Genomic DNA, 18,377 nt, shown 5'->3' with positions numbered 1-18,377 from the left:
CTTCTCGGGATCTGCTGCAGATCTTGTAGCGAGGCCCGGTCCGGGCCTTGTCATGATCGCCAGATGCTTGGGGAAGCCGCGGCCAACGCCGCGTCGCGGCGACCATGTCCACGAGCAAATGACGATCAAGGGGCGGTGTGCCGGTCCAGGCTCTACGAGATCCGCGCCGGACCCCCTTCTCGCGGCCAGCGCGGCTTTCGGCGCGAGGACGACCAGGCGCGAGGGCGCCTTTCGGGGTGTGCGGATGGCGGGGGAGCGGCGCTCAGACGGCGGCGAGCGGGTGGCCGGTGGCGGTGAGGAAGACGTCGTCGAGGCTGGGCCGGGTCAGCGTGAGCGTGACGACCGGCGTCGACAGGCTGTCGAGCAGCCGCAGCAGGTCGGTCACCGCCCGCGAGCCGTCGTCGACGTAGACGCGCAGCGTGCGGTCGTCGACCGCGTCGGCGCCCCGGCACCAGGCCTGCTCGCGCACCGCCGGGGCGACCAGTCCCGGCGCGCCCGGGGGCAGGGTGACGACGATGCCGTCGCCGGCGACCTGGGCCTTGAGCTCGTCGGGGGTGCCGGTCCGCGCGATCCGGCCCTTGTCGACGATCGCCACCCGGTCGCAGAGCTCGTCGGCCTCCTCCAGGTAGTGCGTGGTGAGCAGGATGGTGGTGCCCGCCTCGCGCACGGCGCGGATCTCCGCCCACACCTCGGCGCGGCTCGCCGGGTCCAGCCCCGTCGTCGGCTCGTCGAGCAGCACCAGCTCCGGCCGGTTGACCAGGCCGATCGCGATGTCGAGGCGGCGGCGCATCCCGCCCGACCAGGTGCCCAGCCGCCGCCCCGCTGCCTCCGTCAGGCTGAACCGGTCGAGCAGCTCGTTCGCCTGCGCCAGCGCGGCCGCCTTGGACATGCCGAACACCCGGCCCTGCATCACCAGCTCGGCCCTGGCGGTCTCCGCCGAGTCGGTGCCGCCGCCCTGGGCGACGAACCCGATCCGGCGGCGCACCGCCGCGCGCTCGCGCCGCAGGTCGTGGCCGGCGACGGTCGCCGTGCCGGAGGTGGGCGGCAGCAGCGTCGTGAGCATCCGCATGGTGGTCGACTTCCCGGCGCCGTTCGGGCCGAGCAGGCCGAAGACCTCGCCGCGCGCGATGTTCAGGTCGATGCCGTCGACCGCGACGACGGGCTCGGCGCGCCTGGACCGGCGGAACTCCCGCCGCAGCGCGTGGGTGGTGATCATGTGACGTCCATTCGGGTCGGATCGGGTCGGGCGGCGCGGCCGCTGGGCGCGCGCGGCCCGGCGGCGCAACGCGACGTCACGGCGGCATAGCCAGACGTCATGGCGGCATGGCGCGACGACAGGGCACGGCGCCACGGCCAGGCGTGCTACGAGGGCCGGCGCGACGAGCTCCCGGGACCGGCGGGGCCACCGGAGCCATCGTGCCCGCCGTCACCGACAGTTCTCGACTGGTTTTCGGCGCGTCGGCCTTGGCGTCCTGTCGGTTCCGTCGGCGGTTCGCGCGCCGCTTCTTCTGCGTGAAACTTGTCTGAGTGAGTAAGACATTGCGATACTGAGATAGTGCGGGCGGATGTGTCAAGGTGTATTCACGGCGTCTGTCCCGGATGTCCGGCGGGAGGGCGCCACGGGTGACGGCGGCCAGTCCGTCCGCCGAAGCGAGGAGGCCGAGGAGGTCGAGGTGACCGAGAAGGATTCCGAGGGTGTCAACCTGGAAGGACTGCTGCGGGAGCTGGTGTCGGCCGCGCAGCTCTACCAGTCGGCGGCCGGGGTGCGGGCCCGCCTCACGCCGACCGAGCTCGCCGTCCTCGTGATCCTGCGGGCCAGGCCCCGGCTCGCCGGCCAGCTCGCCGTCGCGACCCAGCTCACCACCGGCGCGATCACCCGGGTGCTCGACGGCCTGGAACGGCGCGGCTACGTCGTCCGCGTCCCCGACCCCGACGACCGCCGCCGGGTCGTCGTCACGGCGGTCGTCGAGCGCCTCACCGCGCTCGACACGTTGTTCGGCCCGATGAGCGCGGCGGCGGCCGGCATCCAGGCGACGTTCACCCCCGCCGAGCAGCGCGTGATCGCCCGCTTCCTCACCGCCACCGGGCAGATGCTGCGTGACCAGACGGACCTGCTGCGCGGGGGCGCCGGCGCCACGGCCGCGCCGGTCACGCTGGAGGCGCCGCTGGGCGTGACCCGCCACGCGCGGCTGCACCTGGCGGGCGGCCTACGGCGCCTGACGATCCTCGACGGCGGGCCGGACCTGCCCACCGACCGGCTCTACCGGGCCAGCTTCAGCACGGTCCCGACCATCGAGGTCGTCACCCAGGCCGACGAGACCGACGTGCGGATCCGGTTCGGCCGCAGGCAGCGGGCGCCGTGGCGCGGCCACGGCGGGGACTCGACGCTCACCCTCAGCCCGCGGGTCGACTGGACGGTCGACGTCCGCGGCGGCGCCGACCAGCTGCTCGTCGACGTCCCGGGCCTGCCGCTGCGCTCGTTCTCGCTGACCGGCGGCGTCCAGGACCTGCGGCTGCGCCTGGGCACGCCCCGCGAGCCGGCCCGGATCGCGCTGACCGGCGGGGCGGAGCGCCTGCGCCTGGAACGGCCCGCCGGGGTGCCGGTGCGCCCGCGGCTGCGCGGCGGCGCCTCGCGGGTCGTCATCGACGGCGAGGACCTCGGCTCCCAGGGCAGCGGCGGCCGGTTCCAGGCGTCCGGCCGTGGCCGCGGCGGCTACGAGCTCGCGCTCACCGGCGGCGTGACCAACCTGGAGATCGCCACGCTGGGGCCGTCGCCGCGCGCGCGGGCCGGCTGAGGCGGCCGGCGCCCGCCAGGCCGCCCGGCCCTGCCCGGCGCCCGGCCCTGCCCGGCGCCCGGCCCTGCCCGGCGCCCGGCCCTGCCCGGCGCCCGGCCCTGCCCGGGGCGCGGGGTTCGCTCGGAGCTCAGGCGGGCTTGCGGGCGCGGGTGACCGTGGCGACGGTGTAGGGCCGGCCCGCGCGGCCGTGCGAGATGACGTGGTAGACGCTGAGCGAGCGGCCCCGGTTCACGACGGTCGCGGTGAACTGGACGGGCTCGTCGAGCAGCGCCGGGCGCAGCAGGTTCATCCGGACCGACGCGGTGTAGTCCGCCGCCGGCGTCGCCCGCAGGCCGCCGGCGAGCGCCGTCGCGGCCAGCTCCGAGCAGGCCAGCAGCAGCCCGCCGTGCATCGTCCCGCTGCCGTTGCCGAGCGCCGGGTCGGGAGGCACCGTCAGCCGCGCGCTCGACGCGGGCCGCGCCGGGCTCTCGTAGGTGGTCGCCCGCCCGCCCCGCGCCGGGAGCGCCGACGCCGACGCGGCGATTCCCGCCGGCACGGGCGCCAGGCCCCCGGTGGGCCGCGGCGAGGGGATCAGCGCGTCGGCGGGCTCGTGGGCGAGCAGCGCGGCCCCGGCGAGCTCGGGGTCGAACTCGAGCGCGACCGCCAGGTCCGCGATGCCCAGCGCCTCGAGGATGCTTCGGTGGTCGGCGGGCGGGACGCGCTCCGGCGGATCCGCCTCGATCTCGGCCACGCCGGCGTGGATGCCGACCGCCGGGACGAACCGGCTGCGGCCGGTGGCGACCGCGACGAGGCGCCCGTCGCCCGCGCGGACCTCCCCGCGTGACACCCCGTCCTCGGGCCCGGCGCCGGCCAGCCGGGCGGTGGCCACCAGCTCCGGCCCCGTCCACGGCGGCGGGACCACCACGTCCAGCGACAGCTCGGTGGTGACCGAGTGCGTGCCCGCCGGGCGGTGACGGTGCACCTCGACGCCGACCGCGTCGTCGACGATCACGCCGAGCGCCCCCACGGCCTGCTCGCCGTCCGGACCGCAGATCCACGGCCCGACGCGCATCGGCGCCCGCATGCCCTCGTCCAGGGTGAGCGGACCCACCCGCAGCCTGGTCTCCGGGAACTCCCGGGCCCCTGCCCCCACCGCGGCTCTCCTCCCACCCACAGCACACCCACGCGCCCAGCTCGCCGCGCGCGCCGTCCACGGCGCGACCGCGCCGCGCTCGATCTTCTCCCGGTCGCGGCCCAGGCAGGCGCGGGTGTGCCCAACGACTCACCGGCGCGGGCGCGGGACGTGGGCGGACGGGCCTGGGGGACCGTCCAGGTGCCCTGGAGGCGGCCGGGCGCGAGGCGCGAGACGGCCGCGACGTCACCGTCCGGCCGCGGCGCATCCTCCCCGGTGGCGGCCTGACCGCCCGGCGGTCGCGCCGGCCGCCGGGCGGGCGCTCAGCCGTGGTGGGCGGCGCAGTAGTCGTCGCGCGCGGTGGTCATCGACGGTAGGTAGAGGGAGCCTGTGCGCAGCGTGAGCCCGATGGTGGCCGAGGTCTGCTCGATGGTCCGCCCGACCAGCGCGCGGGCGGCCGGCGAGGAGGCGGTGGCCAGCAGCCTGGCGTTCAGCCACGCGCTCTCCCGCCACACGGCGATGATCTGCATGAAGGCGGTGTAGGTGATGCCGTACGGGCTGTCCAGGTCGTCGATCGTCGGGTCGAAGCGGACCGCGGCCTCCTCGAGCATCGATTCGGCGACCCGGTCGAGGAACTCGTTGACCTTGAGGTGGTCGGCGTGCCTACTCGTCCCGTCCGGGGCGACCAGGCCCAGCCCGGCGAGCACGTAGGGCAGGTCCCGGTTGATGTGGGCGTTCATCCCGAGCAGGATGTCGCCAAGTCCCGACACGGATTTGTTGTCCGCCGCCGTGAACGCGATCTGCCAGGCGCGCGGCACCGCGGCCGTGTTGCCGGCCGACCAGTCGTCGGATGCCTTGAAGTAGTACGAGGCGAAGAAGACGTCCCATACGTTGAGAAACGCCGGGTCCTGGAAGAAACCGGGCGTCGTGACCGCCCGCTGGTACTCCTCGGTCGTACGCAGGTAGGCCAGCGCGAAGGGGGCCCGGTGGTCGCAGGAGCTGGCATAGGACGCCAACTGGGCGTCCATCTTCGCGATCGTGACCGGGGCGCAGTCGAAGTTGCCGGCCAGGCAGTGGTCGACCTGTTGGGGCGAGTACCACGGTGACAGAGAAGGCTGGTAGGCGGTGATGCCGGTGAGCTGCACGGGCGGGTCCGCGTGCGCCGGAGCCGCTCCAAGGGTCGCCGTCGCGGCCACGGTCACGCCCAGGGCGAAGGCGGCTGACGCGGACGCGCCGGGCCTGCGCGCGGGCGCCCGGTGCCTGGGAACATGGCGTGCGCGCCTGGTCGGAAAAGACATGGGCGTCACCATAGGACGGACAGACAGTATGAACGGGGTCCAAGGCCACGTCGAGACCACGCGGACGGGGAGGTCGGCGGTTCTCCGGGACAAGGAGACACGCCTGCTTTCCTTGGCGATTTCCCGCGGGCGGCGGCGGCCGGGACGGCGGTGAGTGACCCGCTCGGTCGCCGTTCGCCGATGATCATCATGCGCGCGGCGAGGGCTTCCAGCAGGGAATTGCGCCATCGCGTGCATCATCCGCGCAATGTGATGTCTTTTGCATCGACCCCGGCGTCTGGCGGGTTGACCGGCGGCGCACCCGGGACACAGCGCGGATAAGACCCGGACAGGAACACCTGAAGGCGATTCCGGCGGGCGCGCCCCCAGGTTCCGGTCAAGTCGTGACGAGAACGGTGGCGAGCGCGTACGGTATTGAACGCTAACGAGGTGCGCACTGTTCTGCGAGAGGCGTTCCGGCGGACACCGCCGGAGGCGGGGAGGCGGAGACAGCGTGGGCATGGCGGACGCGGCGCGAGCCGGGGCGGCTCGGGCGGACGGGGGGACGGGCCGGCCGGACGGCCAGGCCAGCGCGGGCGGCGCGCGGCCCGCCCCCCGCGAGACCCGAGACGGCGGCCAGCCGGCGGGCCCGGCCGCCGAGTCCGCCGAGTCCGACGAGGACGGCACCGGCCCGATAGCCGCCGCCGGCTTCGGCGCTTGGCGCGCCACCGTCGCCCACGCCCGCAACCGGGACGCCGGCCGCGACCTCCCCGGCCGCGACCTTCCCGGTCACGACGTCCCTGGCCGCGGCGACGCCGGCGCGACCGGCACCGGCGCGACCGGCATCGTCTCTGTCGGCCCCGCCGTCAGCCCGGCGCCGCTTGGCTACACCCCGCCCGGCCACCAGCCCTACGGCCGCGCCTCGACCGGCGGTCCCCCTGCCCCCGCCCCGGCGGGCCCACGGCCGGCGCCGCTTGGCGTCGCGCCAGAACTGGGGACCGCGCCAGAACCGGGGACATCGCCGCCTGGGGCCGCGCCACCCGGCCAGGGGCTCCCGCCGCGCCCGGCGCCGGGGGCCGGCGAGACCACGTCCGCCTCAAGACCCGCGCCGCGCCCGCTCGGTGCCGCGCCCGCCCCGCTCGTGCGCGTGGCTCCCTCCGCGCCGAGCCCGGTCCGCGACGCCGAGGACTCCCCGGCTGGCCGTGCGCCGACGGTCTCGTCGCCGGGGCTGGAGGCGCTCGACCTGCTCGACACCCTGGCCGAGGTGGTGTTCCGTACCGACGCGGGCGGCGCCTGGACCTACCTGAACCCGGCGTGGACCCGGCTCACCGGGTTCGGCGTCGCCGAGAGCCTCGGCAGCAGGTTCATCGACTACGTGCATCCCGAGGAACTCGAGCACACCATCGCCCTGTTCATGGCGGTCGTCGTCGGCGGCGCGGACCACTGCCACCACGAGACCCGCTACCGCACCGCCGACGGGACCTACCGCCGGGTCCAGATCCGCGCGAAGGTCCTGCGCGACGAGACCGGCGACGTCGTCGGCAACGTCGGCACGATCATCGACGTCACCGAGTCCCGGTTCGGCGCCGAGATGGCCGGGGAACAGGGCGCCCTGCTGGAGCTCGTCCCGACCGGTGGCAAGCTCGACGACCTGCCCGTCGGCGTCGTCATCTATGACCCGGACATGACCGTCAGCCGGGCCTCCCGGGTCGTCGACCGCCTGGTCGGCACCCGCACCGAGGTCGGCGACGGGCTGGAGGCGCTCGCCGCCCAGCTGCGCCCCGCGGTCACCGGCGGCCCGACGCTCGGCGGCGACTGGGGCCTCGCCCGCACCGCCCAGCGCACCCGGCAGGCCCAGATCGGCGACCTCGACGTCCTGCCGGGCGGTATCCCGGGTGTCGCCGGCGACGCGGCGGCGGCCGCCTCCGCCGCGGTCGCCGTGGCGACGGGCTCGGCCGGCGCCGGCCAGGGCACCCCCCAGCCGCTCGGCCCGGTCCGCTCGCTGCGGGCCACCCTGATCCCGATCCACGAGCACGGCGAGACCCGCGTCGCCCTCGTGCTCTCCGACATCACCGACCTGCGCCGCGCCGAGCGCCAGCAGGCGGCGCTGGCCTACCTCGGCCAGCGCGCGCTCACCACCCTCGACGTGCCGGCGCTGCTGAACGAGGCCGTCGAGCTGGTCGCCACGACGCTGGCCGTCGAGCGGTGCGACCTCGTCGAGTGCCTCGAGACGGTGCCCGCCAGCGGGCGGGCCCACCGGGCCGCCTTCGGCGCCGGCCGCGGCGCGGTCGCGCAGGCGGCGGGCGGCGGCACCGACGTCGGTGGACCCGGCGGACGCGAGGTGTACGCGCACGTGCGCACCTGCTACGGCCGGCGCGGCGGCGCCTGGGCCGCCGGCGCCGTCTCGGCGGTCGACGGCACCTACGTCTCGCGGGTCCTGTCCTCCTGCCAGCCGCTGGTCATCGACGACCTGGCGACCCGGCCGGACATCCGGCCGGAGGGCTGGCTGCACGGCGACGGCGCGGTCGCCACCGTCGGCGCGCCGATCGGCGTCGGCAGCCGGGCGTTCGGGGTCCTGGCCGCGCACAGCGGCACCCGGCGCCGGTTCACCCGCGACGAGGCGCACTTCGTCCAGTCCGTCGCCAACGTGGTCGCCGCCGCCGTCGAGCTCGCCCAGATGCAGGAGGACCGGGCCCGCCTCGCCGTCTTCGAGGACCGGGACCGGATCGCCTGCGAGCTGCACGACCTGGTCATCCAGCGGTTGTTCTCGGTCGGCCTGCGGCTGCAGTCCCTCGCGCGGCTCGTCCCCGATTCCGGCACGGTCCGCATGTCCACCGCGATCTCCGACCTCGACCAGACGATCGACGAGGTCCGCCGCACGATCTTCGACCTCCGCCCGCCGTTCGCCTAGGTGGCGGGTACCGGGGGCGGCCCGGCGCGGGCTCGGTGCCGGTAGCCGCCGGCCGGTGAGCACCGACGGCCCGCCGCGCCGCGCGGATACCGGGTGGCCGGGATGTTCACGAGTTCGCAACAGTGATGTTCGGGTTCGGTGACAACGGAGGGCTTTGCTGATCTCGACTCACCACAGGTGAGGCGCGCCTAGGGTTCCGCCGCGCAAGCGGGCCTGGACCGAGAGGCGAGGCGGGGTGACCGGCCGGCATCCGGGCGGGAGACAGTCGGCATGCCGGCGGGTCGCGCCGCTCCACGGCGGGACAAAAGCCCGGGAGGCCAGCCAGGCCTGGCTGCCTCCAGCCGGGCTCCGCCTTAGGGAGTTCCGTGGGCCACAACCATTCCCACCACCACCCGCCCGGCGGGCCGCGCCGCCACCTGCCCGACGGCTTCTCCACCGACGCGTCCCACGACAACTACGGCCCGGAGGCCGCCTACGCGGTCGCGGCCGAGGAGGCGCTGCCGACGACGAAGTGGGAGGAGGAGATCGCCCGCGGGCTGGAGTACGGCCTGCCGGGCGCCGACTCGATCGTCGACAAGCGGATCCCGACGTTCTCGCGGGGCGAGCTGCCGCACTTCGCCGGCATCAACACGTTCCTCAAGGCCCCCTACGTGGAGGACGTGCGCCGCTGCGGCGAGTACGACGTCGTCGTGCTCGGCGCGCCGTTCGACGGCGGCACCACCTACCGGTCGGGCACCCGGTTCGGCCCGCAGGGCATCCGCAAGATCTCCGCGCTCTACGGGCCGTACAGCTTCGAGCTCGGCGTCGACCTGCGGGAGTCGATCACGATCGCCGACGTCGGCGACGTGTTCACGATCCCGGCGAACATCGAGAAGACGTTCGACCAGATCACCAAGGCCGTGTCGCACGTCTACGCGTCGGGCGCGTTCCCGGTGGTCCTCGGCGGCGACCACTCGATCGGCTACCCGACGACGAAGGGTGTCGCGGAGAACCTGGGCGGCGGCAAGCTGGGGATCATCCACTTCGACCGGCACGTCGACACCCAGGAGACCGACCTCGACGAGCGGATGCACACCACCCCGTGGTTCCACGCCACGGACCTGCCGAACGTGCCGGCGGAGAACCTGGTGCAGATCGGCATCGGCGGCTGGCAGGCACCGCGGCCCGGCGTGAAGGTCGGCCGCGAGCGCGGCACCACGATCATGACGGTGACCGACTGCGTCGAGATGGGCATCGAGGCCGCCGCCGAGCGGGCGCTCGAGGTCGCCTGGAACGGCACCGACGCCGTCTGGCTGTCGTTCGACGTGGACTGCCTCGACGCCGCGTTCGTGCCCGGCACCGGCTGGCCGGAGCCGGGCGGCTTCCTGCCCCGCGAGGTCCTGAAGTTCATCCAGCTGATCGCCGACGCGAGGCCGCTCGCCGGCATCGAGGTCGTCGAGTGCTCCCCGCCGTACGACAACGCCGAGATCACCGCGCTGATCGCGACCCGCGTCATCTGCGACACCCTCGGCTGCCTGGTGCGCGCCGGGCACCTGCCTAAGCGCGCCGCGTCCGCCTGACCCCACCCGGAAGAAACGACTGCACCCCCCACACGCTCCGAAAGGATCTCCGTCCGTGCTTCGATTCGTCCTGGGTCCCCTGCTGGGGCAGGGCAGACACGACCAGGCACTCACCACCTCCGCCGCGGGCGCGGCGCCGGTCGGCCCACGGCGGCGCCGGCGCGGCCGGGCGCTCGGCGTGGGCGCCGCGGCGCTGTCGGTCGTGCTCGTCGCCGCGGCCTGCGGCGGCTCCGACGACGACGGGGGCGAGCCCGCCGCCGGCGGCTCCACCGGCGCCGCGGCGCCGATCACCCTGTCCTTCTCCGCGTGGCCGGGCTGGTTCCCCTGGCAGGTGGCCGAGGAGAAGGGCTTCTTCGAGGCCAACGGCGTCGAGGTCGACCTGAAGTACTTCGACAGCTACACCGACAGCCTCAACGCGCTGGCGACCGGCAACGTCGACGCGAACACCCAGACGCTCAACGACACCATCGCCTCGGCCGCCGGCGGCGCCGAGGAGGTCATCGTGCTCACGAACGACAACTCCACCGGCAACGACCAGATCATCGCGGCCCCGGGCATCAACAGCGTCGCCGACCTCAAGGGCAAGACGGTCGCCGCCGAGCAGGGCACCGTGGACCACTACCTGCTGCTGCTCGCGCTGCAGAAGGCCGGCCTGACCGAGTCGGACATCACCTTCCAGCCGCTGCTCACCGACGCGGCGGCGGCGGCGTTCGTCGCCGGTCAGGTCGACGCGGTCGGCGTGTTCGCGCCGTTCACCACCACCGCGCTCGAACTGCCCGGCAGCAAGCCGATCGCGACCTCGGCCGACTTCCCTGGCGCCATCCCGGACCACCTGGTCGTGTCGAAGGAACTCGTCGAAAAGAACCCGGCGGGCGTGCAGGGCTTGGTGAACGCCTGGTTCGACACGATCGAGTGGATCACGGCCAACAAGGACGAGGCCTACGAGATCATGGCCAAGCGGGCCGGCGTCTCGGTCGAGGACTACGCGACCTACGACGAGGGCACGACGATCTTCACACTCGAGCAGAACCTCGAGGCGTTCGCCCCCGGCACCACCGACGCCCACCTCGACTTCCAGGCCGAGAAGATCTCCGAGTTCCTGGTGAGCACCGGCCTGATCGACGAGGCCCCGGCGCTCGACGGCCTGCTCGACGACACGTTCGTCAAGGCCGTCAAGTAACCATCCCTGACCGCCGCGCCTGCGGAACCGGGCAGAACCGGTTCCGCGGGCACCCGGCCGTCGCGGAGACAGAGCCGCGGGAACAGAGCCGCGGGAACGCAGTCGCGGAAACAGAATCGAGTCCGACGTGAGTGACGCGAACCGCGCGGCGGGGTGGGTCCCGTGAGCGGTACCGACCTGCCGCTGACGGCGCCGGCGCCGGCCGTCGCGGACGACCGCCCCGCCAGTGCCGCCAGTGCCGCCAGTCCCGTTAGTCCTGTCAGTCCCGCCGGTTCGGCCGATCCCACCCAGCCCGCCGGTCCGGCCGGTCGTGCCGGCGTGGGGGGCGGTCCCGGCGGGCGTGCCTGGGGACCGCCGCCGCGGCGGCGCCCCGCCCGGCCCAGCCGGCTGCCGAAGCTCGGCGAGGACGTCTCGCCGCCGACCCGCTGGGTGCTGCGGGTCCTGTCGGTCGTCGTCCCACTGGTCGTGTGGGTGACGCTGTCCGCCTCGGGCGCCGTCGACGACACGTTCCTGCCGTCGCCGGCGGCGGTGTTCTCCGCGGGCGTGGACATGGCCCGCTCCGGGGAGCTGTTCTCCGACACCTGGTCGAGCGTGCGCCGCGTGGGCCTGGGCTTCCTCATCGCGGTGGCGATCTCGGTGCCGCTCGGGTTCGCGATGGGGTCGATGGGCTGGGCGCAGGCGCTGCTGGAACCGGTCATCGGCCTGCTGCGCTACATGCCGGCCAGCGCCTTCATCCCCCTGTTGATCATCTGGCTCGGCCTCGGCGAGTCGTCGAAGATCGCTTTGCTGGTCATCGGCGTGGTCTTCTTCAACACGCTGATGACGGCGGACGTCGTCCGCCGGATCCCGCCCGACCTGCTGGAGGTCTCGGGGACGCTCGGCGCGCGCCAGCACGAGATCGCCCGCAAGGTGATCCTGCCGTACGCGCTGCCCGGGATGATCGACGCGGCCCGGGTCAACGCCGCCGCGGCCTGGAACTTCGTCGTCGTCGCCGAACTCGTCGCCGCCACCTCCGGGCTCGGCTACCGGATCACCCGCGCCCAGCGGTTCCTGCAGACCGACAAGATCTTCGCGGTGCTCGTCGTCATCGGCCTCATCGGCCTCACGATCGACGTGCTCCTGCGGCTCGCCCGCGACCGGGTGGGGAGGTGGGCCCGGTGAGCGGCCCCGACCTGACCAAGACGCCCGCCACCGCTCCCGCCGTGCCGGCTCCCACCGGCGAGGGCGGCGGGGCGCTGCTGCTGCGCGGCGTCGGCATGGACTTCCACGCGGGCCGGCGCCGCCCGGCCGGCGCGCCCGCGATCCCGACGCTCGTCGGCGTCGACCTGGCCGTCGCGCCCGGCGAGTTCGTCTGCATCGTCGGCGCGAGCGGGTCCGGCAAGTCGACGCTGCTGCGGCTGGTCGCCGGGCTCATCCGGCCCACCGAGGGCCAGGTCACCCTCGACGGCCGCCCGGTCGAGGGCCCAGGGCCCGAACGCGGCCTGGTCTGCCAGAGCGGCGCGCTGTTCCCGTGGCGCACCGCCGCCGCCAACATCGCCTTCGGCCTGGAACTGCTGCCGATGCCGCGCGCCGAGCGGCGCCGCCGGGTCGCCTGGTACCTGAACGAGGTCGGCCTCGAGGCATACGGCGACCGGCTGCCCGGCCAGCTGTCCGGCGGCCAGCGCCAGCGGGTCGCGATCGCCCGGGCGCTGGCCTGCGAACCGCGGGTGGTGCTGCTCGACGAGCCGTTCGGCGCGCTCGACGTCCAGACCAAGGAGGACATGCAGCTGTTCCTGCGCCAGGTCTGGGCCGACACGGGCACCACCGTTCTGATGGTCACCCACGACGTCGAGGAGGCCGTGTTCCTCGGCCAGCGCGTCGTGGTGCTCGCCAGCGACCCCGGGCGGGTCGTCGCCGACCTGCCCGTCCGGCTGCCCGCCGGCCGCGACCTCGGGACCCGTCGCGACCCCGCCTTCCTGGAGCTGCGCGCCGAGGTGGAGGACCTCGTCCGTCTGCACCACCGCGCCCACACGTCCCGGCTGGCCGCCACCGCCGGCTGAATCCCCCTATTTCGGGGGATATGGTCGGCCGATGAGAGGTGGTCGTCGCGGCGGGACGGTGTCGCGGGCCTGGAGCGGACGGGCGCGGCTGCTGGCCGGCGGGCTCGCGCTGGCCGGCGCCGTCGCCGGCTGCTCCGGCAAGGACGCGGGCGCCGGGCCCGCGACGGCCCCGACGGGAGACGGCGTGGCGGTGGGGGAGCGGGACCCGAACGGCGACGCCGGCATCCCGGCGAACGATCCGGCCGGGATGCGCCGGGATCTGGACCTCGCCTACGGGACCGGGTCGTCGGCGCGGCGCCTCGACCTGTACCGGCCGGCCTCCACGCCCGCCGGCGGGCTACCGCTGGTGGTCGTCATCCATGGCGGTGCGTTCCAGTACGGCGACAAGCGCGACATGGCCGTCCACGTGCGGGCGCTCGTCGCGCGCGGGTACGCCGTCGCGAGCCTGAACTACCGGATGGCGCCCGCGGCGACGTTCCCGGCCGCCGTCGTCGACGTGAAGGGCGCGGTGCGCTGGCTGCGTGCCAACGCCGACCGCTACGGCTTGGACCCCGACCGGTTCGCCGCTCTCGGCGAGTCCGCCGGCGCCTACCTCGCGACCATGCTGGGAGTGTCGGCCGACCGGTCGTTCCCGGAGGACGCGGAGCTCGGCAACACCGACGTCCCGAGCGCCGTGCGCGCCGTCGTCCACCTGTACGGCCCGGTCTCCTTCCTCACCATGGACGACGAGGTGCGCGCCAACCCCGCCTGCAAGCCCGGCGACGCGTCCCACGACGCGGCCGGCTCGCCGGAGTCGCTGTTCCTCGGCCGCCAGATCACCACCGCGCCCGGCCTCGTCGCGGCGGCGAACCCCGTGACCTACCTCGACCGGGACCGCGCGCTGCCGCGCTTCCTCGTCGAGCACGGCCGCGTCGACTGCACCGTGCCCTACCAGCAGTCGGCCGGGCTCGCCGACGCGCTGCGCGCCGCCGGTGCCACCGTGTCCCTGAACCTGCTCGATGGCAGGGGCCACTCGGACACCTTCCCGCTCGCCGAGCGCTACCCGGGCATCCTCGCCTTCCTCGCCGACGCGCTGCGCTGACGCGAGAATCCGCCGTTCGCTCAGGCCGCGTCGGTCGGCCGGTCGGCGCGGCGGACCGGCCCGCCTGACCTGCTGGGCCGGGCCGGCCGCGTGGGCCTGACCGGACGGACGGGTCGGAAGGGCTGGACGGGCGCGGCCCCGCCGGCGCCGGCGGCCTGTGCCCGGGTGACCAGGGCGACCGGGTCGTCGGCCCACAGGCGCAGCGTGCTGACGGTCCGCCTGCCCTGGGGGAGGGCGAGCTCCAGCGGGTGGCGCAGGGCGAGGTCGATGTTGGTGCGCCCGCCGATGACGACGTGCAGGACGGTCCCGTCGGGGCCCTCCTCCAGCTGCAGGGCGCGGCTGCCGCCACGGTCGCGGCGGCGGGTCTCGGCCGTCGCCAGGGCGTCCCAGGCGATGACGGCGACCGTGCGCCGGCCGTGGCGGACCACCAGACCGGCGTCGCCGACGAGGTGCGGGTAGACCCGGAAACCGGCCGCGAGCCCCAGCCCCCACACCAGGCCCCACAGGCCCAGCACGTCCAGGACGAGGCGGACCGGCTCCCATGGCAGCAGGAGATGCAGCGCGACCAGCTCGACGGCGGACAGGAAGATGAACAGCCACAGCACCGCCGCGACGCCCCCGACATAGGGGACGGCGACCGTGCCCGTGGGGACGGCCGGGCGCCGCGCGACCCAGCGCAGCAGGCTCCAGTACAGCCCGACCTCGAACCGGACCGCTCGCGCCGCCAGCCGGACGACGACGCCAAGGGTTTTCCTCACGGCCGCTCCACCTCCTCGTCGCTCGTCGTCGAGTCGCCCCAGGCCGCCGCGACCGCGGCCCGCAGCCGGGCGAGAACCACGTCCAGTCCCGCGACCAGACCGTCGAACTGGGCGTCGGACATCCCCGCGAACAGCAGCTCGGCGAACTCGCGGTGATCGGCGGCCATCTTGGCCGCGGCCCGCGTGCCCTGCTCGGTGAAGGTGACCAGCGTCGCCCGCCGGTCGGACGGGTGGGGCTCGCGGGTGACGAACCCGGTCGCCACCAGGCCGTCGATCAGCCCGGTGATGTTGCGTGGACTGACCCGCAGCGCGTCCGCGAGCACGCGCTGGGTGCTCGGGCCGCGCTGGCTCAGCTCCCAGACCAGGTGGGCGCGTGGCTCGGTCAGCCCGTCCCGCGCGAGCCCCTTGGTCATGTCCTCGTTGATCAGTATCGCTACCTCGAGCACCTGCCCGAGCGCGGCGCCGAACCGGTCGTCGGCATCCTGGCCGTCCCGGTCGGTCATCGGCATGCCCTTCGCGCGGACTTCGAGCAGACTCTTCATTGTGAAGTACCTTCACGAGTGTACGCGACGGAGGCCCACGCTGCCCAGGGCGCGCGAACCCACGCATGCGCCCCGCGGGGTCTCAGAACTCAACCTGGGCCCGTGAGCTGGGCCGATCCGACGGCCTGGCCGACATGATGGCTGGCCCCGTCCGTCCCGCGCCTGGCGCCGCGATGGCTGCCCGCGACAGTCCCTTTGGTCTAGTACTCGATCACCGCGAGTTCGATGCCGACGTCGACGGTCTCGTCCTCGGCTACCTTGATCGAGACGAGTATGCCGGTGGCCGGTGACGGGACCTCGGTGTCAACCTTGTCGGTGCTGACCTCGAGAAGCGGCTCGTCGACCTCGACCCGCTGCCCCTCCTGCTTGAGCCATCGGGTCACGGTTCCCTCCGCGACACTTTCACCCAGACGGGGCATGACAACGGAAACGACACGTTTTTTGCCTTTTGAGTGTCGCTTCTTGCGTGTGCCGCGGCCTGAATTATCCGCATGTAGCGGAAGGGAACTCTCGATCACCGCGAGTTCGATGCCGACGTCGACGGTCTCGTCCTCGGCTACCTTGATCGAGACGAGTATGCCGGTGGCCGGTGACGGGACCTCGGTGTCAACCTTGTCGGTGCTGACCTCGAGAAGCGGCTCGTCGGCCTCGACCCGCTGCCCCTCCTGTTTGAGCCACCGGGTCACGGTTCCCTCCGCGACACTTTCACCCAGGCGGGGCATGGTAACCGATGTATACAACCGTTGGGGGTCCGTCGTCGAAAGGTCAAGGTCGCCCGCCGGACCACCATGGCGCTCGCTGGTCTCCTGGACCGGCCGTTCGACGGTATGCACCCCGGACTGACGCGACCACCAGACCACAACGTCCGCACTCGCCTTCGGGCCAGGCCCAGGAGACGGTCGGAAGATCTGGTATACACCCTCCGTGCCCTCGCCAGAAACCGCGGGCACCTCCGGAGTCGCCGGGATGTATGCCGGAAGATTCTCCCGCCAGAATTCAAGTATCGCCCCGTGGACGAGCGGGAGATCCTCTCCGAGCCAGATGACGGCACCATTCGGATAGGTGCGCGAAAAATACTGGATCCTTGATGGCAGCTCGTCGACAGAAAGCCGTTCCGAGAGCTGGTCGATGGTTCCAGAATGCTCGGTGACCCACCAGGAAGCGATCGTTTCCGATGCGGTCAGCGCACAGCCCAGGAATGTGGACAGGACGGACCCCGCCGCGCCGCCGATTGCCTCCGCCGCCTCGGGATGCATCTCGGCGATGACGGTCGCCGCCCACCAGCGGTCGTCCGGCCGCTCGTGGACAACAGACAGGATGGCGGCGGCGCGGCCTGGGCGGGCGTCGGCCAGTACCTCGGCGGCTCTCTCGATGGATAGCGCACGCACGAGGGGAACGACGCGCCTTGGCTGACGTTTCTCGATCGCGGCGGCCACTCTCACGTCCGACAGGGCCCCGGACTCGCCGTCGGTCGCGCTCGCGAACACGGGATTAGCGGGATACCGCGCGCGGGCGGCATTGAGGATGAGCGCGCGACCGTCGGGGAGCTTACCGTGTTCGAGGCACAGGCTAACCTCGGCCCAGAACTCGGCGGCGGTCGAGACCCGCCATGAGGGGATGTCCTGCTCCGGGAAGCCGACAGCACGCAGCAACTGACTCGCCGACGTCAGGTGCCCGAACATCTGGGCGAGTTCAGTTGTCTCGGCTTGGGTGAGGGACGTCGCCTCCGACATTTCGCCCTACCGATGCCGGCCAGGGAGCGTCTGCATGGGCCGCGTTACCATCCCCCGTCGCCAACAGCCGGACGCGACAAGCCTACCGCGACCGAACCAGTGCCAGCGGCTGAACTCTTCCCGCCGCGATTGTGCGCCCAGGTGCGCCGGCCCCGTTCACGCGACGGGCCACGGCCGAGGCCAGGGGCCGTCACGCGGCTACTCGCGCCCGCGTTCGAACGCCGCGAGGCTCTGTTCCATGGCCTGGTTCACGCCTTCGAGGTCGCCGGTGGCGAGCAGGTCCAGCAGGAGCCCGCGGGTGGTCGCGAGGGCGAGGCGTGCCTGGGCTCGGGCGGTATCCGGTGTCAGGCCTTCCTGCGTCAGGATGTCGGCGAGCGGGTCGAGCCAGTCGTCGACGACGCCGTCCAGCAGCGGCTGGGCGTAGGGGCGGCCCTGCAGCGCCTGGCCGTAGATCTCGAAGAAGAGACGTTCGAACGGCGCGAGTGCCGGGTCGCTGAGTCGTTGCCACATCCGCCGCCCCAGGTCGGCGGCGGATGTGGCCGGTTCGCGCCGCAGGTCGGCGAGCGCGGCGCGTTGTTGTTCCTCCATGGCGCGCACCACCTCGACCAGCAGGCCGTCCCGAGAACCGAAGTGATAGATGATCATTCGGTGGCTGGTGCCGAGGGCGGCGGCGAGCTGGCGCAGGCTCACGTCGCCAATTCCGTGCTCGGCCAGATAGGCGATCGTGGCGTGCAGCAGCGCCTCCCGGGCGCTGCCTGCCTGCCCCGGCTCGCTTCCTGGGCTGTCCGGCGGACGACCTTGCGACTCCACGTACCAGATGGTACATGTACCAAGTGGTACGGATTGTGGCAGCCGCCGCGTCCACCTGCTCGGATCGTTCTGGAGGCACGCCATGTACTACGAGACATCCGTGGTCATTGACGCCACGCCCGACGAGGTGTGGGCGGTGATGCGGGACGTGGAACGCTGGCCCGACTGGACTCCGACCGTGACCAACGCGCGCGCGGACGGCGAGCTGCGCGAGGGCGCCGTCGTCCGGATCCAGCAGCCCAGGCTGCCAGTGGCCGAGTGGACCGTGAACGACCTGAAGCCGGGCCAGGGCTTCTCGTGGATCTCCAAGGCCACCGGGATGACCACCGTCGCGGACCACCGCATCGTGCCGGCCGCGGGAGGCGACGCGGTGACCGTGACGCTGAGCCTGCGACAGTCCGGGCCGCTGGCGCCGATCGTCGGGCTGTTCATGGCGCGCCTCGTCCGCCGCTACGTCGACACCGAGGCCCAGGGCCTGCGGCGGCGCTGCGAGCGGACGACGTCCCAGCCGGTCACCTGACCGTCACCGCCTGCACCGCGCACGGCGGCAGACCCAGCTTGCCGGCCCCTTCCACGCGCCA

At 73.6% G+C, this 18,377-nt stretch carries 14 protein-coding genes and 1 pseudogene; 8 read left to right on the top strand and 7 right to left on the bottom strand.

The features are described from left to right. Window positions 1-262 precede the first annotated feature (262 nt). Window positions 263-1,216, bottom strand: coding sequence for an ATP-binding cassette domain-containing protein (locus I6A81_RS19435; protein ID WP_203007314.1), 954 nt, complete (start codon window positions 1,214-1,216; stop codon window positions 263-265). 457 nt (window positions 1,217-1,673) lie between these two features. Here I6A81_RS19435 and I6A81_RS19430 point away from each other — a divergent pair, with 457 nt between their 5' ends. Further along, window positions 1,674-2,795, top strand: coding sequence for a MarR family winged helix-turn-helix transcriptional regulator (locus I6A81_RS19430; RefSeq protein WP_307874754.1), 1,122 nt, complete (start codon window positions 1,674-1,676; stop codon window positions 2,793-2,795). 127 nt (window positions 2,796-2,922) lie between these two features. Here the strand turns inward: I6A81_RS19430 and I6A81_RS19425 are convergent, their stop codons facing one another. Further along, a complete protein-coding gene (locus I6A81_RS19425) occupies window positions 2,923-3,927 on the bottom strand; it encodes a PaaI family thioesterase (protein ID WP_203004894.1) in 1,005 nt (334 codons plus the stop codon). Between the two features lie 302 nt (window positions 3,928-4,229). Further along, window positions 4,230-5,204, bottom strand: a complete 975-nt coding sequence (locus I6A81_RS19420; RefSeq protein ID WP_203004895.1) for a DUF5995 family protein — start codon at window positions 5,202-5,204, stop codon at window positions 4,230-4,232. A gap of 499 nt (window positions 5,205-5,703) precedes the next feature. Here I6A81_RS19420 and I6A81_RS19415 point away from each other — a divergent pair, with 499 nt between their 5' ends. The 6 genes from I6A81_RS19415 to I6A81_RS19390 all read left to right on the top strand — a co-directional run bounded on the left by I6A81_RS19415 (window position 5,704) and on the right by I6A81_RS19390 (window position 13,953). Continuing rightward, window positions 5,704-8,094, top strand: a complete 2,391-nt coding sequence (locus I6A81_RS19415; protein WP_203004911.1) for a PAS domain-containing protein — start codon at window positions 5,704-5,706, stop codon at window positions 8,092-8,094. A 365-nt stretch (window positions 8,095-8,459) separates the two neighbouring features. Continuing rightward, window positions 8,460-9,653 (top strand): agmatinase family protein, encoded by a 1,194-nt coding sequence (locus tag I6A81_RS19410; RefSeq protein ID WP_203004896.1) that lies wholly within the window; start codon window positions 8,460-8,462, stop codon window positions 9,651-9,653. 193 nt (window positions 9,654-9,846) lie between these two features. After that, window positions 9,847-10,833 (top strand): ABC transporter substrate-binding protein, encoded by a 987-nt coding sequence (locus I6A81_RS19405; protein ID WP_407661331.1) that lies wholly within the window; start codon window positions 9,847-9,849, stop codon window positions 10,831-10,833. A 162-nt stretch (window positions 10,834-10,995) separates the two neighbouring features. Beyond that, entirely contained in the window at window positions 10,996-11,994 is a 999-nt protein-coding gene (locus tag I6A81_RS19400) for an ABC transporter permease (RefSeq protein WP_307874753.1), read from the top strand. A gap of 95 nt (window positions 11,995-12,089) precedes the next feature. Beyond that, window positions 12,090-12,872: an ABC transporter ATP-binding protein gene (locus tag I6A81_RS19395; protein WP_238429711.1), complete on the top strand. Its 783-nt coding sequence runs from the start codon at window positions 12,090-12,092 to the stop codon at window positions 12,870-12,872. Between the two features lie 31 nt (window positions 12,873-12,903). Then, window positions 12,904-13,953: an alpha/beta hydrolase gene (locus I6A81_RS19390; RefSeq protein WP_203004899.1), complete on the top strand. Its 1,050-nt coding sequence runs from the start codon at window positions 12,904-12,906 to the stop codon at window positions 13,951-13,953. Between the two features lie 20 nt (window positions 13,954-13,973). Here the strand turns inward: I6A81_RS19390 and I6A81_RS19385 are convergent, their stop codons facing one another. From I6A81_RS19385 to I6A81_RS19370, 4 genes and pseudogenes are all read right to left on the bottom strand, one after another. Then, a complete protein-coding gene (locus tag I6A81_RS19385) occupies window positions 13,974-14,711 on the bottom strand; it encodes a hypothetical protein (protein ID WP_203004900.1) in 738 nt (245 codons plus the stop codon). Next, on the bottom strand, window positions 14,708-15,253 hold the full coding sequence (locus I6A81_RS19380; RefSeq protein ID WP_203004901.1) for a MarR family winged helix-turn-helix transcriptional regulator: 546 nt from the start codon (window positions 15,251-15,253) through the stop codon (window positions 14,708-14,710). The genes I6A81_RS19385 and I6A81_RS19380 overlap by 4 nt, the downstream gene beginning before the upstream one ends. A gap of 209 nt (window positions 15,254-15,462) precedes the next feature. Then, a pseudogene (locus tag I6A81_RS46230) lies at window positions 15,463-16,986 on the bottom strand (biotin/lipoyl-containing protein); the annotation flags it as partial. 198 nt (window positions 16,987-17,184) lie between these two features. Then, on the bottom strand, window positions 17,185-17,796 hold the full coding sequence (locus I6A81_RS19370) for a TetR/AcrR family transcriptional regulator (RefSeq protein ID WP_203004903.1): 612 nt from the start codon (window positions 17,794-17,796) through the stop codon (window positions 17,185-17,187). Window positions 17,797-17,878: 82 nt separating this feature from the next. Between I6A81_RS19370 and I6A81_RS19365 the strand changes: the two genes are divergently transcribed. Continuing rightward, on the top strand, window positions 17,879-18,316 hold the full coding sequence (locus I6A81_RS19365; RefSeq protein ID WP_203004904.1) for an SRPBCC family protein: 438 nt from the start codon (window positions 17,879-17,881) through the stop codon (window positions 18,314-18,316). The last annotated feature ends 61 nt before the right edge of the window (window positions 18,317-18,377 follow it).

This window comes from Frankia nepalensis (assembly GCF_016786325.1).
In the GTDB taxonomy this organism is placed as follows: Bacteria; Actinomycetota; Actinomycetes; order Frankiales; family Frankiaceae; genus Pseudofrankia; species Pseudofrankia nepalensis.
This window is presented reverse-complemented; position numbering and strand designations above follow the sequence as displayed.